The organism is Bifidobacterium sp. ESL0798 (genome assembly GCF_029395415.1).
Taxonomy (GTDB): Bacteria; Actinomycetota; Actinomycetes; order Actinomycetales; family Bifidobacteriaceae; genus Bifidobacterium.
The window spans coordinates 695,202-711,866 of the sequence record NZ_CP113914.1; the positions used below are offsets into that span (position 1 = coordinate 695,202).

Here is a 16,665-nt window from a genome sequence, read left to right on the forward strand (position 1 = left end):
ATGTTGACCAATAGCCTCGTTAAAATTGAGTCCATGAGCACAACGGAGCAAAGAGCAGCAGTAGAATTCGCCAAGAAATGGCACGGTCGAGGCGATGAGAAGCAGGAAACCCAGAGGTTCTGGATTGAACTGCTCCAAGATGTTCTTGGCAGGCGAAATGCGCTTGATGAGACAGAGTTTGAACATCAGACGGCCAAGGGCGGTTATATCGATGTTCTATGCCCTAACGCTAAGTTTCTGGTGGAACAAAAAAGCTTGGGAATCGATCTCGACAAAGCAGAGCAGCGCCAAAATACTCAAGTGACACCTGTAGAACAAGCTTTGCGGTATGCGAACTACCTGCCAGCAGATCAGAAACCAACTGTCATCTGCACTTGCAACTTTGAGCGTTTTCGCTTCTACGATTTGAATGCCGACCCTGCTGCGGTTAAGCCTCCTATCGAAGAATTTACATTAGAGGAACTTCCGGATCATCTCTCGATTTTCGAACAGATTTTTGCTCCGGAGCATTCGCGTATAGTCGTTCAACAGCAGCTTTCTGAAAAAGCGGGAGTTTTGGTCGCCAACCTTCATAACGCTTTAGCCGCACAATATATTGATCCTGATGCTCCGCAGTCGCATCATGCTCTAGCTGTGCTTACTGTTCGCATTGTGTTTTGTCTTTATGCCGAGGATGCTGGTTTATTTAATCCTGCTGGCTCATTCACTTCCTATGTTAAGACCTTTGAGCCGACACGTTTGAGAACTGGTATTCTAGCGTTATTCGATGTGCTTAATACCGCATATGATGAGCGTGACCCATATCTTGATGATCAGTTGAAACTGTTCCCATATGTAAATGGTGGGCTGTTTGCTGAACAAATAGAGGTTCCTCAATTTAGTGGAGAAATTCAGACCGCCATTACTGATGCGGGAGATTCATTCGATTGGAAAGACATTAGCCCGGTCATCTTTGGCTCATTAATGGAAGAGACGCTTAGTCATGACCAGCGACGTGCCGGAGGAATGCACTATACAACGGTTGAGAACATCCACCGTGTCATCGATCCGCTTTTCCTTGATGATTTGAAGGCGGAGCTATCCCATATAGAAACAGAAAAGGTTTCAGAGCCTACACGAGAGAAGCATCTTCGTGCATTTCAAGACAAAATTGCTGGTTTGCAATTTCTTGACCCAGCTTGCGGATCTGGCAACTTTCTGACTGAGACATTTCTTGAGCTTCGTAAACTCGAGAACAGGGTGCTGGAACATCTGTTGCATCATCAAGGAATCATTGATTTTGGTGAGGGGACCGACGCTGGTTCGTTGGTTAAGGTTTCCATAGCGCAAATGCATGGTATCGAAATTAACGACTTCGCTGTTAGTGTTGCTAAGACTGCGCTGTGGATTGCACAGCAGCAGGCACTCGACGCCACTGAAAGTATTTCCGGACAAGCACTTGATCATCTACCGTTGCACGATGCTGGCAGCATCATTGAAGCAAATTCTCTGCGTTTCGATTGGAATGAGCTTCTACCTGGGACACAGTGTGATTATGTGATGGGAAACCCGCCATTCATTGGGCATATTAGCCGCAAATCTAATCCATCTTTGAGCGAAGATATGAAACTGATTTGGGGCAGAGATCTCGATATCGATTATGTGGCTTGCTGGTATATTAAGGCGGCAACTTACCTCGAGAATAATACTTCGGCATCTTTTGCCTTTGTGTCTACGAATTCAATTACCCAAGGCAAACAACCTGCAATTATATTTCCACAACTGATTTCCAACGGATGGCGTATCAAGTTTGCGCATCGAACGTTTGCATGGAATGCTCAATCAAGCGACACAGCACATGTACACGTTGTTATTATTGGTATGGATCAATCAAGCGATACTCTGAGTACGCCTGTGCTGTACCAGTATGGCTCAGTCAATAGTGAACCGGTAAGAACTCCTGTTAAGCACATTAATCCTTATTTGATTGAGACTCCGGATTGTCTGGTTATTTCACGGAGTAATAATAAAGGGCCGTTATCTCCTGAGCTTCAACCTGTATACGCTGGTTCGATGCCCAATGATGGCAAGGGCAATCTGATTCTGAATAATCAGGATGAACATGATGAAGCTATGTCTGATTCGATTGCTAAAAAATATGTTCGTAAATTCCTCATGGGTGATGAATTCATTAATGGACGAGATAGGTGGTGCTTGTGGATGCAAAATGCAGCAGTTGGCGAGTTGGAGCAATCGTCTTTTCTCAAGAGACGAATTGAGGCGGTACGAACAGCGCGGTTGAGCAGTTCTCGGTTGTCAACTCGCGAGAACCTGTCTCAGACCCCGCAGCTTTTTGGTGAAAATCATCAGCCTTCTGTACCTTATGTCGGTATTCCCAAAGTCTTTAGCGGCAATCGTCGTTGGGCAACATGCGCCCGATTGGAATCCAAAGTGATAGCAGGTGATATGGTCTACACCTGTATTGATCCTGACGGATTTATGTTTGCTGTAATTGAATCAAGCATGTTCATTACGTGGCAGAAAACTATAGGTGGTCGCCTCAAATCGGACTACCGATTTTCCAATACGGTTGTCTGGAATAATTTGCCATTACCGCAAGTAGAAAGTGGTTTACGTGAGAGCATCATTCAAGCTGGCCAACACATTGAGGGAGTGCGTGCTTGTTACCCCACAGAATCGTTAGCTAGCTTATACAGTCCATTAGGTATGCATCCTGATCTCATTAAAGTCCACGAAGCTCTTGATCGACTTGTCGATAAAGCCTTTGGTGCCGAAAAACCTTGCCATTCTGACGAAGACCGTCTGACAATTCTTTTTGCTCGTTACGCTGAGATGACGAAACAGGAGTAAAGAGACTAGTCAAATAATAGGAAGGTTGTAAAATATTACAAACCTAACAGTTAAGACAGTGATCGTTATATAAAAGATAAACCTGTTTTATCGTATTTTAAAATTATCTGGTGAAGACGCTTTTTTATTGTGCCTTGAAGGTGTATTTAAGAGTTAATATTTAGTAGGCTAAATAAGCTGTTTGCAGGGACAATTTCGGCAACGTAGATGAAAGGTACGATTGTGAGTACTGATAAGAGAAGTGTTGTAGACCATGAACAGTTATTTGCGATAACCCGAGGTACAGAACATGACGGGTTTACTATGGCCGAAATAAGGAACTTAGTACAAAACGTTCTGCGTGTTTCGGTTAATGTGTCTACATTGCTCGGCTCCGGCGCTTCCACGCCTGCTATACCTTTAATGGGGCAGACTTTTAAAGAATTCAGAACAAAATTAAAAGAAGGTGATCATTTATTCGAAAGCAGCCTAAAGGAAATACCGTCGCTACCGACAACTGTTGAGACTTATATCAGTCAACTTTGCGATGATGGGAAGCCCGAGGATTACGGAGATATAGAATCTTTTCTATCTATGATAAGGAGTCGTATTGATGGAGGTGTAGAAGAAACAAAGAAAGAAGATAAAGAAATTTGGAAACTTTTAGTTGACTATTTTGCCCATTCGATAACTAAAGCTGAAATAGACTCTACATTAGATAAAGTAGATTCAAGTAGTGGCTCTGTAAATAATTATGAACAAACAGCTGAAAATTATAAACGTATGATTCAGGGGCTTGGTGAGTCTCGTCAAGTCCTTGCTCTTGAGCAAAGACAAGGTTTGTTTAATGGCATTAATTTATTTACAACTAATTATGATTTGTTCCATGAGCATGCCATTGAGGAAAGTAGATACGCCTATACCGATGGATTCACTAATGGGACAGTAAATCGGTTTTCTTTACAAGAGTTCCATCGTAGACCAATAGACTTAGATGACCGTTTTCGTGATCATATACAGCCGGTCAATCCCTTCTTTAGATTGTATAAGCTTCATGGATCGATAAACTGGAGGAAAAATAAAGAGGGGAAAATACTTCGTATTATCATGGATTCTGTTCCAGATGATACTCAAGAAGTTTTGATAGCTCCTACTACCTCAAAATATGCTTTAACGCAAAATAGCCCTTATTCAGATTTATTTAGGGAATTCGTTGATATTCTTGGTAAACCGAATTCTGTGCTATTTACGAATGGATTTAGCTATGGTGATGAGCATATAGCTAATTTAATTAGTGAGGCACTAAATAGACCTGATTTTACGCTTTATGCTTTTATTAAAAAGCCGGAAGAAAACTCGACCATGCAAAAGTTTATCGAGAATAACAGGTCGATGAATGCATTTTTCATTTATCCGCAAGATACCGGATATTTTAGTTTTCAGGACTTTGCATCTTGTATACAACCGAATACCCTTCAAGAATCAACAAAAGATTCAACAAGTATGGATTCCGAAAAGGGAGAATAATGAATTTACAGGTGATTGTAAAAGTTAAATCGAAGTTGAGTGTCTTATGAAAGTTAATGAAAGTTGGCGCATCGGGACGATTTGTTACATCGATCAACAAATAATACGATTCCGGGCCGTAACTACAGACATATCAGACAGGTTATTTGCAGGAGATTTAAGACATATTAATAGTCTAAATCAATATTTATTTTCGTACTTAGATATGTCTGTTAAGGTCATTTTTAAGATTATTTCTGTTCAGGAAGACGAAAAACCGTACTCAAAGGATCTTGGCAGTAAACTTTCAAAGAAATATGTTTTTACCGCCATTCCATTGGGGGAGTTAGAAGGTAACCATTATAAGCCAGGTGTTACTGATTTGCCCATGGTCGGTTCAGACATCTTTGCATGTGATGATAGAGAGTTAAAATCAATTTTTGCTACAAAACAAAATAATACTGCAACTATCGGCAAACTCGCTGGATACAACGACGTACGTCCTGAAATTAATCTAGATGCATGTTTTCAAGGTCATATGGCGATCTTGGGGAATACCGGTTCTGGTAAATCTACGACTGCTCGACTGCTGTTAAGTAGAATCGCAGAAAAGCTGTGTGACAATACGGAGATAAAGGATTCTGCGCTATTTGTCGTATTTGATTTGCATGGAGATTATAAAGTTATATTTGATAAGTATCATCAGAAAGATGACGATAAGATTCATTATTATAAGGCTGAGGATTATTATCTTACCGCTGGGGAACTAAAAATTGAAGACTGGTCTTCTATAGTTCTACCTAGTGAAAGAATTCAAAAACCTCTTCTCGAACGGGCGCTTGAATACGCTAAATTAAGCGATACAGGCAAGAAGCAACTCTATGCTACATTTGCTTTTGAAGCTATACATGATACTAGTGTCGACAGTCATGCTGCTCGTCGTTTTCAACTTATGAAGTATATTCGTCTCATCGAGCCTGATTTGTCACCTCTTTGTGCACAACATGATTTCTCGATTACTAAAGGTTCAGGTTATAAACAGTACGAAGTGAAAGTTGAAAAATTTAAGGATCTTACCGATGCTTTTACTCTGAATTATGGTGAAATCGATTCAAAAGTAATTGACGCTTTAGAAACCCTCTTATCGGATTTTTTGACTGATGAATTTATGAAAGATGGTTATCCGGATAAGCAGAAAATTTTATCAGAATCTACAAAGGATATTCACGATATTACTATTTCGGATGTTGATAATGCTCTAGATTTTGTTTTCGATGAAGAAGAAGTTGGCGGCAATCGTCAGGCTCGTTCATATTCAACTGGGTTAGTAACGCAGCTTCATAATTTGAATGAAAGGTATCGTAATAATCTTTTTGATTCAAAAAAGGAAAATGCTTTAGCGATTACTAATATCCTTGAAAAGGATACAGGCTTATTGATTATCGATGTTTCTGGAATTTCTGATGATGATGGATTAAAATTATTGTCCACGTTTATAGCTCGACGCTTATTCAAGCGAAACATTGATTTAGGTGAATCAAGATCAGATAATCCGGTTTCACTGGTTTTTGATGAGGCACATAGGTATATTCGACAAGATGCTATGGAAAGCGATTCTATTTTTAACCAGATTGCACGTGAAGGCCGCAAGTTTGGCGTAAATTTGACGATAATAAGCCAGATACCCAATGAGTTATCTCGCGTTGTTTTATCTCAGACTAGTACTTTCATCATTCATCGTATCCAGAATTCAATAGATTTAGACTATATTAAACGTAATGTTCCTGCGATTTCTTCTGACCAAGTTGCTCGTTTATCTAGTTTTTCTCCCGGTACAGCAGTCATCTTGGGAAGTTCAATGGAAATGCCTATCGAAATACAAGTCGATGGAACTTATAAGTATTCCACTCCGCCCATTTCCTTTTTGAAAGAAAAAGAAATGAATGAGGAAATAGTTGTGGAATCTAATGATGATATTTCTGCTTCAAATACACAAACTCTTGTGTAATTTTCTCATGAAATAAGTTAAAGTCATTTTCTCAAAGGAGGCAACAACAATGAAAGCATGGAGATTTTACGGGACCAACAAGCCGCTGAAGCTGGAGGAGGTGCCGGAACCGCATGCCAAGGCCGGCGAGGTCATCGTCGACACGAAAGCGGTGGGGCTGTGCCACACGGACGTCGGGTTTCTCACCGATCCGGGCTGGATGAAGGGCCACACTGTTCCTTTCACGCTCGGTCATGAGGACGCGGGCGTCATCAGCGAGGTCGGCGAAGGCGTTGAAGGCTTCAAGGTCGGCGACCGCGTCGCTATCTGCCCGACCACTTCAGCTGGTACTCCTGGCGGTGGCTTCGACGGCGGCTATGGTGAGAAGATCGCGATCGGCGCGCAGGCGCTGGTGCCGATTCCCGATTCGGTCGACTTCGTCAAGGGTGCCGCGGCCACGGATGCGGGCATGACCTCGTACCACGCCGTCGCCACGCGCGCGGCCGTCAAGAAGGGCGAGAACGTCTGCATCATCGGCGTCGGCGGACTGGGTCAGATCGGCGCTCGCGTCGCGTATCTGCTCGGCGCGAATCTCTACGTCGCCGAGGTCAAGGAGTCCGCGTGGCCGATGGCCAAGGATTTGGGCGCCATCGACGTGAAGAAGTCCATCGACGAGTTCGCGGCCGAGGGCGTCAAGTTCGACAAGGTCATCGATTTCGCCGGCTTCGGCACCACCACAGCCCAGGCGGTCGAGGCGTGCAAGATGCACGGCACCGTCGTGCTCGTGGGCATGGGCCGTCTCGAAAGCACCATCAACACCAAGGCGCTCATCATGAGCCAGGTCAACTTGCTCGGCTCCAACGGCGGCACGAAGGAAGACATCGCCGGCGTCTATAAGCTCATGGAGTCCGGCGACCTCGACCCGGTCACCACCAAGATCTCTTTCGACGAGATTCCCGAGGGTTTGAAGAAGCTGCAGGCCGGTGACGTCCGTGGCCGCTTGGTTGCCGTCTATGAGTGATGAATGGCGCGTTTGTAACGTATACCGTTACAAACGCGGTATGTAACTGACGTCACCGAGTATTCGCCAGCAATTGTTAGCGGCCGTCTCCTACAATAAGAGGCATGACCAATTTCCTAGCATTTACCGCGAATCCGGATCCGGAATCGCTTACGCAAACCATCGGCAAGGCGTTCCTCGAGGGTGCGAAGGCCAAGGACCCGTCTGCGGGCACCGAGTTCGTCGACCTGCACGCCATCGGCTTCGACCCTACCTATCGCATGGCCGACCGCAAGCAGTACCTCAACGAGGCTCCGATGCCCGACGATGCCAAGGCGTTGCAGCAGAAGATTCTCGACGCCGACGTCATCGCACTGGTCTTCCCGGTCTACTGGTGCTCGATGCCCGCGATGATGAAAGGCTTCACCGAACGCGTGCTCTGCCGCCACTTCGGCTACAATCCGGACAAATCCAAGTCCGCCATCGCCGACAAGAAGTTCCGCGTCATCATGCTCACCGGCAGCTCGGAGAAGTGGTACCGCGACAGTGGTATCGATTTCGCGATCCGCCACCAGGTCATCTATTACATGTTCCACCATTACTGCGGTGTGGACGATGCCGAGCTGGTCTACGTCGACAACCTCGAGATGGGCGACAATTCGCCTGAGGCCCGCGCGGCCGCGTCCAAGCATATCGAGCGCATCAAGGAGCTCGGCGCCTCGCTGGCGTGAACAGGTAACCTTTAGGCCAACAAAGGTAACAATAAAAGGTCACGGAAAGTTGATTCTCATACTTTTCGTGACCTTTGCTTTTCAGCGGTTTTGTCGTTTAACCGCCTACTTATGCAGCTGTCTACTTATGTTCGTCGCTCAGCCGCCACTCGCGTACGACGTTGCTGTCGGCGCCCATCGAGTAGATGACGTCGTGGATGCGCTGCTCCTGCTTCGCGTCGGTCGCGGTGTCCCAACAGGTGCCGTCGGGGTGGTCGCTGGCAATCGGACACCATTGGTACTGCCCCTGCCGCATGTTGGCGGTGGGTACCCAGTCGATGCGGTTGACCCGCCACGAACCGGGCTTGCCGCGTTTGCCGGCGAACTGGATGCGCGCGCTGACACCCTGGTTGTTGGTCTCGTGGCCGGGAATGGTCGTGGTGACGGTCACCGCGTTGCCGAGCCCGTAGACGATCCACGTATTGTGATACTTCTCGATCGGCTGCGCGCAGTGGCATCCGGCCCCGTAGATCACGTCGAACGCGCCGGTGTCCGCCAGTTCGTGCGCCTCCGAGATCTGCCACGAATCGGCCTTCGTCAGATATTCCTGCACCGAGTGAATCGCCATCGCCACCACGTCCGCACCCTGCTGGCGAGCGGCTTTGGCCTTGTCGACGGCACGTTGGATATCGGAGTCGTGGTGCGGATCGCCGGCCTCGCGCAGCCGGTCGACGCGCCAATCCGCATCGGCCACCTCGCCGTTGAGCGAGACGGTGCCGGTTACCAGCCCGAGCTTGCCGCCGCCGGTCGGGGAGTTGATGACGAGAGGTTTCATCGAATCCTCTTCGGTCTTATACGAGCCGGTCTGCTTGATGCCGGCCTTGTCGAGTTCGTCCCACAGCCGCGTGATGCCCGCCGCGCCTTGGTCCCATGAGTGGTTCGTGCCGTGGGTGCAGGCGTTGTAGCCCACATGCTTGGCAGCGTCGACGACCTCCGGCGGGATGGCGAAGACGGGGTATCCGGTGTACGGGCCGCCGCGCGGCGCGATCGGCGTCTCGAACTCGCACACCGAAATGTCGGAAGCCTGGATATACGGCTTCATGTTGGTAAACAGCGGGTCGAAGTTGAACGCGGTGCCGTCGGTCGCGCTCGGGTTGTTTTGGAAATGCTGCCAAAGATGCGGGTGGAAGAGCAGGTCGCCGTTGACGAACAGGGCGATGCAGTCCTCGTCCGGGCAGTCGGGGGAGTTGCCGTGATGCGTCACGACGGGTTTCGGGGCGGTTTTCTTGGTGACCGCAACGTTCGAAGTCGCGGTACCGCTGGAAGCCGTCGGCGCGTTGTGATGCCTCATACCGAAGAACAATGCCACCCCCACAGCGACGAGGAGCGCCAGCAGGATGATGCCTGCACCCAAAAGTCGGGGTATCATCGAAGCGCCATGGACCGAGGTGCTGCCAGAAGCGTTGCTTGCATGCCGTGGGCCGTGCTTGGGATTGGACTTCATCGTAACTTCCTCTTTCGTCTATCTGTCATTTCGCCATTGCGGTGTTTCTCTAGTTTTTAAGGATACTCTTTACGTCCGTTTGCTTGGATTTCCGCAGTTTCGTGGTTTATGCTTATTTTTACCTATTTCGAAACATTGTGCTTGTCTGTGTGATTGTCTTGCGCTTTTTGAAGAACCGTTTTCTAAAACCGGTCATAGCGATGTGCGGCATGGCGAACCATCCACGGATCCGGAGTGTAGATATCGGCCTCCGCCACGCTTTGCCCGTTCCTTTTTCAAAAGTCCCGTCGTCGTTTCTGTATAACCGACAATCCGAAATCGCTTTCAAAAAGGCGTCGACTTCCTCGGCGGTTTGGTAGGGATAGGGAGCCGTGCACCAAACAGGATCGGCCTCGATGATCAGAGGTTGTGCTGCCGGCTTCGCCGCCAGGGGACCTTGTAAATCCGCATTCGATGGCTCTGATTCTTCTGTGGCATCGTCCGTTTCAGGCGATTGGCGAAATCCCACGATGATACTGGCATCATCCAGATGGCTCGTCCGCGCGGCCCGCGTCGCAAGGGATTCGGCGATACCGCGATAGGAATCATGGAACCGTGCCCCGTCGAATACGGTGAGGATATCGTGGCTGTTTTCATCCTGCGAGCGGTGAACGCAATAGCCGCTGGAAGCCACGGCTTTCCCGTGCTTTACGATGACGCACCATTCCTCGCTGATGCCGTCAAGATGCGTATTGATACTCATCAGCGAATCGTCAGGGGCTTGAGCCAGGTCACGTTGCAACTCATCAAGTTTCCGCCGCGCGGCCCTGAATTCCGGCACCCTTCCGCGGCTCAGCTGCGCCCATGGACGTTCGCCCAGACCTTCTGGCAGCTTGGTCCACGCACGAATCTGCGAGACCGGGGCGGTGATGGCACTGCGACGCGTCAATTCGCGGGGCAGCCTGGCAAGCCAATCGGCGGGCGGTGCTTCGAACAGCAATGTCGGAAGCCGCTTGCGTGCCCGCCATGCGTTATTGGCAATCAGCAAATCCGCGGTAATCCAGAGCGCGGCATCATCCTTGATTCCCCGGATCGGCTCGAATCCATAGTCATAGGTTCCGGTCAGGTGTGAGCTATCTGTCATGTGAGCTTTGTCGAAATAGTCCTTGAAGGCCTCCTGGACCCAGGAAAGCGGGCTGATGACGGTCAAATCGGTGCTCAATTGCTCTCGTTTCGGATAGGTTCCTTTCCCTGTTTCAAGTCTACCGACCGGCTCTGAAGAGGCAGGAAATGTTGCAAATACCGGGGTTTGTGCAGCGCCAGACGGGGAATAATATCAGTCAATAATTAGACAGATTTAAACCGACCAATTTATTCCCGCTTGCCTCCCAGCAAAATATGACACAGCAACAACTCCTGTTTAGTATTACTCTTACAAGTTCGCTTGTGAATGAAAAATGAATAAGCAAAAACAGACAACTTCAAGGAGCAAACATGACCAAGATTGCCGTTTTCGTCGGATCGCTGCGCAAGGATTCCTACAACCTGAACCTCGCCAAGAACATCGAGCGTCTTGCACCCGTTGGTGTTGAGTTCGACTATATCGACATGGACCTGCCGCTGTACAACCAGGACCTCGATGACAACCTGCCTGCCAAGGTCGTCGAGATGAAGCAGACCGTCGAAGCCGCCGACGGCGTGCTGTTCGTCACCCCGGAATACAACCGCAGCTTCTCCGGCGTCATCAAGAACGCCATCGACTGGGCCTCCCGTCCGTGGGGCAAGAGCTCCTTCGCCGGCAAGCCCGCCGCCATCATCGGCGCTTCCATGGGTGCCCTCGGCGCGACCCAGGCACAGCAGGCCCTGCGCAACGTCGTCCTCTTCCTCGACATGAAGCTCATGGGCCAGCCCGAGCTCTACTTCAACGCCATCACCGGCCTGGACGAGAACGGCAAGGTCGTGGAAGGTTCCGAGGACTTCCTGCGCGGTTTCGCCGAGACGTTCGCCAAGCACGTTGAGGCCAACAAGTAGGCAGTGTCGTAAGGTGCCGTTTTCGTCGCGATACCAAAGGTTTTGGTCGTTCGCGACGAAAACGGCGGACGTGGAAATGGCCGATAGGCGATTGTCAATAATCGTGATTGTCAATACGATTTTTTTAAAACGTTTGACGCTTCTTATATTCCTGTTTTTCTATTCGTGTAATGTGATTACAATCACGATTTCCTTGGTGTTGCCCTAAGGTTTCGGCCTCGCGTTGGACGTATGAACGTGGTACGTTTACAAGTAGTTGTCATGTATTTGGATACTTGGCGGTATGCCACAGTGGTGTGCCTACAGAGTTAAAGTATGTATCCAAAATTGTAGTTGTCAGGTGTAGGGAGGAAAACTGTGAGTCTAGAGGAGACGACAGACATTGTGGCGCTGGCCGCTAAGGCCGAGAACGGTGTGAAGCAATACCGCTTGACCGTGGTCAATGCCGGTATTTCGGAACCTTCCAGCACATGTCGGCTTGCCAAGGAAATCACAGACAAGGCTCGGACGTATCTTGAGGCCCGGGACAAGGCCGTTGTCGTTGAGATGGTCAATCTCAAGGGGATTGCCGAGGACATAGCGAAAGCCTCGGTGACCTTTGAATCCAGCGACCAGCTCGAGAAAGCCATCAGCGCGGTTACCGCTTCCGATGGGCTCGTCGTGGCCTCGCCGATTTACAAGGCCTCGTATTCCGGTCTGTTCAAGTCCTTCTGGGATCTCGTTCCCCGCGATGCCATCACCAACATGCCGCTGGTGTTGGCCGCGACCGGTGGCTCGAACCGCCATGCTTTGGTGCCTGACGTGGTGATGCGCGGTCTGTTCGCGTTCTTCCGCGCCGTGCCTACGGCTACGAGCCTTATGGCCACCAAGGAGGATTTCGATACTCCGGAACTCGAAAAGCGGGAACGTCGCGCTGCTACGGAGCTGGGTGCGTTGATGCTTTCCGGCGTGCGTCATGAACCCGTCGATCAGCCCAGCGAGGGCTTGAATTGGTGACTTCGACGTCTTCGGGGCTCTGATCTGAAGTTCCGATATTTCTTTATGGTGTTATCGGCCTGTTGTCTGTGGATGACGGGCCGATAATTTATTGGTGGTAGACTTTCGGCCTTTCGGCAGGTGATTGTTTTCTGCGTTTTGCGCATGGTCCGGGGCGGACGGATTTTTTCCGAAGGCGGCTTTGTAGTATGATGGACTATGCCTACAAGGAGGTAGTTATGGTTTACCAAACCGTCAATCCGTATACCAACGAATTGGTAAAGGAATATCCGTTCGCAACCGATGAGGAATTGCAGGACACGATCACGCTGGCCGACAAGACCTTCCACGACATGTTGAGTCAACCGATTGCCGAACGCGCCAAAATCCTGCACAAAGTTGCAGCGCTGTTCCGTGAGAAGTCCGACGAGCTTTCCAAGATCTGCACGGTCGATATGGGCAAGCTGGTGGGGGAGTCCGCCGGTGAGGTCGAGTTGTGCGCAATCATCGCCGACTGGTTCGCCGACCACAGCGAGGAACTTCTGAAGCCGGACAAGCTCGACAGCATCGTTGCCGGGGAGGCACGTGTGCTGCACCAGCCCGTCGGCGTCGTGGTGATGGTGGAGCCCTGGAACTTCCCGTACTACCAGATCATGCGTGTGTTTGCACCGAACTTCATGCTAGGCAACACAATGATTCTGAAGCATGCTTCCAACACCCCGACCTCGGCCAAGCGCTTCTGTGAGATCGTCGAGGAGGCCGGAGCTCCGAAGGGCGCGCTGACCAACATGTTCCTGACCTATGATCAGGTCACCGAAGCCATTGAAGACCCACGCGTCCAGGGTGCGGCACTCACCGGTTCCGAGCGTGGAGGCGTCGCCGTCGCCGGTGCCGCCGGAAAGGCGCTGAAGAAGAGCACCATGGAGCTGGGCGGCATGGATCCGTTCATCGTCCTGGGCGACGCTGATATGGATGCTCTCGCCGACATCGCGTGGCGCGTCCGCCTGTACAACGCCGGTCAGGTCTGCACCTCGGCCAAGCGCTTCATCGTCATGGACAATGTCTACGACCGCTTCGTCGACGACATGGTCGAGGCCTTCTCGCGTGTCACCCCGGGCGACCCGATGGACCCGGCAACCACCATCGCCCCGATGAATTCGAAGCGTGCCAAGGAGAAGCTGCAGAACCAGTTCGACGAGGCCGTGGCCGCCGGTGCGAAGATTGCCTACCAGTTCCCGGAGATTGACTCGGAGGGCCAGTTCTTCCGTCCGGCCGTCCTCACCGACATCACCCCCGACAATCCGGCCTACAAGACCGAGATGTTCGGCCCGGTGGCGGCGATCTACAAGGTTCACAGCGAGGAAGAGGCCATCGCGGTCGCCAACGACAACCCATACGGGCTCGGCGGCATGCTCTTCTGCGGCGACAAGGACCACGGCGCCGAGGTGGCCGCGAAGGTCTACACGGGCATGATGTTCGTCAACACCCCGCTCGCCTCGCTGCCCGACATTCCGTTCGGCGGCGTGAAGCTCTCCGGCTATGGCCGTGAGATGTCGAGGCTGGGCCAGATGGCGTTCACCAATGACAAGCTGCTTGTCACCGCCGACCACTTCGACAAGACCAACGCCCCGGGTGCGCTTTTCGCCGCACAGGATCTGTGAGGTAAAACAGGCCAATAAGGCTCTGATCTGATCAGTTGAAAATCGGGTATCGAGTGAATTCCGCTCGGTATCCGATTTTTATGGTTGACTTTGTTTGCCGAGGACAAGGAACACAATTCTGATAAAGTCTGCCCTTTATATAATTAATTCATTTGATTTATATGATCAAAGGCCATATCATATCTTTGGCGGCAAGCGAATGCTGTCTGTTGACCCGCGCGCAATGGTCGATGCGTCAGGGGCCAATTGCAAATAATGAATGTGAGGATTGAAGCGGATCATGGAAGATGAAGTGGAAGAGCTCAAGGCGAAATACCCGGATTTTGCGAAATTGTTCAACGACGAATGGCTGCAGTACCGCAAGTCCGAGATTCTGCCGAAACTGACCTGGCAATCGCAATCGACCTGCGCGAAGATCAACCGGATCTATTTCGATGATCCCGATGAAGCGATGCGTCTTTTCCGCGAACTCGTGCCGGGAGCGCAAGAAGGTGTTGATTTTCGGCCGCCGATTCATCTGGACTATGGGCTGGGGCTCAAGATTGGCGAGCGGACATTCATCAACATGGATCTGCTAATTGTGGGGGAGGGCCGATAACGATCGGTTCGGACTGCCTGATCGGCACGCGCTGCAGCATCTGCACGCCCAACCATGCGGTTCCCGTCAAGCCGCGTCTTCAAGGCTGGCAACATAACGAGGACGTAGTCATCGGCAACAATGTATGGCTTGGCAGCAACGTTGTGGTCTGCCCGGGCGTGACCATCGGCGACAATAGTGTCATCGGCGCCGGTTCGGTGGTCGTCCGCGACATCCCCGCCAACAGTGTCGCGGTTGGCAACCCCTGCAAAGTCATCCATGACGTGCCGGAAGACTGGAGTGCTGACGAGTGGAAGGCGGCAATGGGCGGGGTGTCTGAGATTTGATTAATCCTCAGCCACGCGCCCTGACGTAGGCCTCGTAGACCTGCGGGGTCGGATCGGCGGTTTCGGTGCCGTCGATCTTGAGATTCCATTGCGGGGGATTGTCTTCCCCGCTTAAGACCCATGCGGCCTGACGGGCGGCGCCGATGGCGACGTATTCGTCGGTGGCGGGACGGGTGACGCTCATGCCGAAAATCGCGGGAGCCAGAGTGCGTACGGCTTCGGATTTCGCGCCCCCGCCGATCAGGAGGATACGGTTGACACTGCCGCCGAGTCCCTTGATGATTTCCAGGCAATCGCGCTGCGAGCAAAGCAGACCTTCGACGAAAGCACGTGCGAAGTTCTGCTTGGTGGTGTTGGCCAGACTCATGCCGCTCAGCGTCGCATTAGCGTCCGGCCGGTTCGGGGTGCGCTCGCCGTCAAAATAGGGGACCAGGGTAAGGCCACCCGCGCCCGGTTCGGCGGCGAGGGCAAGCTGCCCCAGCTCGTCGTAGTCCACGCCCAATGCGGAGCAGCCGGCGTCGAGAATACGCGATCCGTTGATGGTGCAGGCGAGCGGCAGATAGTGCCCGGTGCAATCAGCGAAGCCGGAAACCGCACCGCTCAAATCGTATACCGGATTTTCGGCGATGGCCGCCGCCACTCCCGACGTGCCTAGCGAAACGCTCACATCGCCTACCGACATGCCCAATCCCAGGGAGGCCATGGCGTTGTCGCCGCCGCCGGGCCCGATGATGCAGCCACCGTCCACGGATGCGCCGGCGACGGCGGGGGAGGCCTTGACCGGCGCGCTGTCGCGGGGGCCGAGCACCTGGGGAAGGATGACGTCGTGACGGCCGAGAACCATGTCGATCAGATTGTAACGGTACGTGTTGCCGGCCGAGTCGAAGTAGATGGTGCCCGAAGCGTCGGAACGGTCGGTGAACAGGGCATCCAGATGTGCGTCCTCGCCTTCCTCGACCGGTCCAAAGCCCGCGATACGCCAGCTCAGCCAGTCGTGCGGCAGGCAGATCGCCGCGATTCTCGCCGCGTTCTCCGGCTCGTTCTCGGCCACCCAGGCCAGCTTGGTCAAGGTGTATGAGGCGACGGGCGACGAACCCACGGCTTTGACCCAACGTTGTCTGCCGCGTGCCGCCACGTCTTCCGGCTCGTCCTCGCCGGTGCGTTCGGGTGCGCCGAGGCGTGTGATGAGATTTTGCGCCTGTGGTGCCGAACGCGTGTCGTTCCAGAGCAGCGCGTCACGGATCACCCGTCCGCGTTGGTCGAGAAGCACCATGCCGTGCTGCTGCCCGCCGACCGCCAACGCTGAAACGTCCTCGAGGCCGCCGGCCTGCTTGGAGGCCTCGAGAAAGGCCTGCCACCAGTATTCCGGGTCGACGCTGGTGCCGTCGGGGTGTTTGGCCTGCCCGAAGCGAACGAGCTCGCCTGTGGCTGCGTCGGTGACGCGGACCTTGGTCGATTGCGTCGAGGTGTCGATTCCTGCCACCAATGTCGTGTGAGCGGAACCGCTTGGTGATTGTTGTTCGGTCATTGTTCCCGCCTTTCAAAATGCGCCGGGCACT

General features: G+C 51.7%; 11 protein-coding genes and 1 pseudogene. 9 read left to right on the plus strand and 3 right to left on the minus strand.

Annotated elements, in window-relative coordinates:
- Positions 1-33: 33 nt before the first annotated feature.
- From OZX74_RS02870 to OZX74_RS02890, 5 genes are all read left to right on the plus strand, one after another.
- Entirely contained in the window at positions 34-2,850 is a 2,817-nt protein-coding gene (locus OZX74_RS02870; protein WP_277157049.1) for a DNA methyltransferase, read from the plus strand.
- A gap of 222 nt (positions 2,851-3,072) precedes the next feature.
- Complete coding sequence (locus OZX74_RS02875) at positions 3,073-4,356, plus strand: SIR2 family protein (RefSeq protein ID WP_277157050.1); 1,284 nt, start codon at positions 3,073-3,075, stop codon at positions 4,354-4,356.
- 46 nt (positions 4,357-4,402) lie between these two features.
- Positions 4,403-6,343 carry an ATP-binding protein gene (locus tag OZX74_RS02880; protein ID WP_277157051.1) on the plus strand — a complete coding sequence of 647 codons (1,941 nt, stop codon included), beginning with the start codon at positions 4,403-4,405 and terminating at the stop codon, positions 6,341-6,343.
- Positions 6,344-6,392: 49 nt separating this feature from the next.
- Complete coding sequence (locus tag OZX74_RS02885) at positions 6,393-7,343, plus strand: zinc-binding dehydrogenase (protein ID WP_277157052.1); 951 nt, start codon at positions 6,393-6,395, stop codon at positions 7,341-7,343.
- 104 nt (positions 7,344-7,447) lie between these two features.
- Positions 7,448-8,053, plus strand: a complete 606-nt coding sequence (locus OZX74_RS02890; protein WP_277157053.1) for an NAD(P)H-dependent oxidoreductase — start codon at positions 7,448-7,450, stop codon at positions 8,051-8,053.
- A gap of 121 nt (positions 8,054-8,174) precedes the next feature.
- On the opposite strand, the gene OZX74_RS02895 is transcribed toward OZX74_RS02890, so the two are convergent.
- Both OZX74_RS02895 and OZX74_RS02900 read right to left on the minus strand, forming a co-directional pair.
- Positions 8,175-9,536, minus strand: coding sequence for a CapA family protein (locus tag OZX74_RS02895; RefSeq protein WP_277157054.1), 1,362 nt, complete (start codon positions 9,534-9,536; stop codon positions 8,175-8,177).
- 118 nt (positions 9,537-9,654) lie between these two features.
- On the minus strand, positions 9,655-10,737 hold the full coding sequence (locus tag OZX74_RS02900) for a hypothetical protein (RefSeq protein WP_277157055.1): 1,083 nt from the start codon (positions 10,735-10,737) through the stop codon (positions 9,655-9,657).
- Positions 10,738-11,009: 272 nt separating this feature from the next.
- Here OZX74_RS02900 and OZX74_RS02905 point away from each other — a divergent pair, with 272 nt between their 5' ends.
- From OZX74_RS02905 to OZX74_RS02920, 4 genes and pseudogenes are all read left to right on the plus strand, one after another.
- Positions 11,010-11,546: an NAD(P)H-dependent oxidoreductase gene (locus tag OZX74_RS02905; RefSeq protein ID WP_277157056.1), complete on the plus strand. Its 537-nt coding sequence runs from the start codon at positions 11,010-11,012 to the stop codon at positions 11,544-11,546.
- 357 nt (positions 11,547-11,903) lie between these two features.
- Complete coding sequence (locus tag OZX74_RS02910; protein WP_277157057.1) at positions 11,904-12,542, plus strand: CE1759 family FMN reductase; 639 nt, start codon at positions 11,904-11,906, stop codon at positions 12,540-12,542.
- 218 nt (positions 12,543-12,760) lie between these two features.
- Positions 12,761-14,182: an NAD-dependent succinate-semialdehyde dehydrogenase gene (locus OZX74_RS02915; protein ID WP_277157058.1), complete on the plus strand. Its 1,422-nt coding sequence runs from the start codon at positions 12,761-12,763 to the stop codon at positions 14,180-14,182.
- A 280-nt stretch (positions 14,183-14,462) separates the two neighbouring features.
- Positions 14,463-15,106, plus strand: a pseudogene (locus OZX74_RS02920) (sugar O-acetyltransferase).
- A gap of 7 nt (positions 15,107-15,113) precedes the next feature.
- Here OZX74_RS02920 and OZX74_RS02925 read toward each other — a convergent pair.
- The gene (locus tag OZX74_RS02925) at positions 15,114-16,634 is read right to left on the minus strand and encodes an FGGY family carbohydrate kinase (RefSeq protein ID WP_277157059.1); all 1,521 of its coding nucleotides are present in this window, start codon (positions 16,632-16,634) and stop codon (positions 15,114-15,116) included.
- Positions 16,635-16,665: the final 31 nt, after the last annotated feature.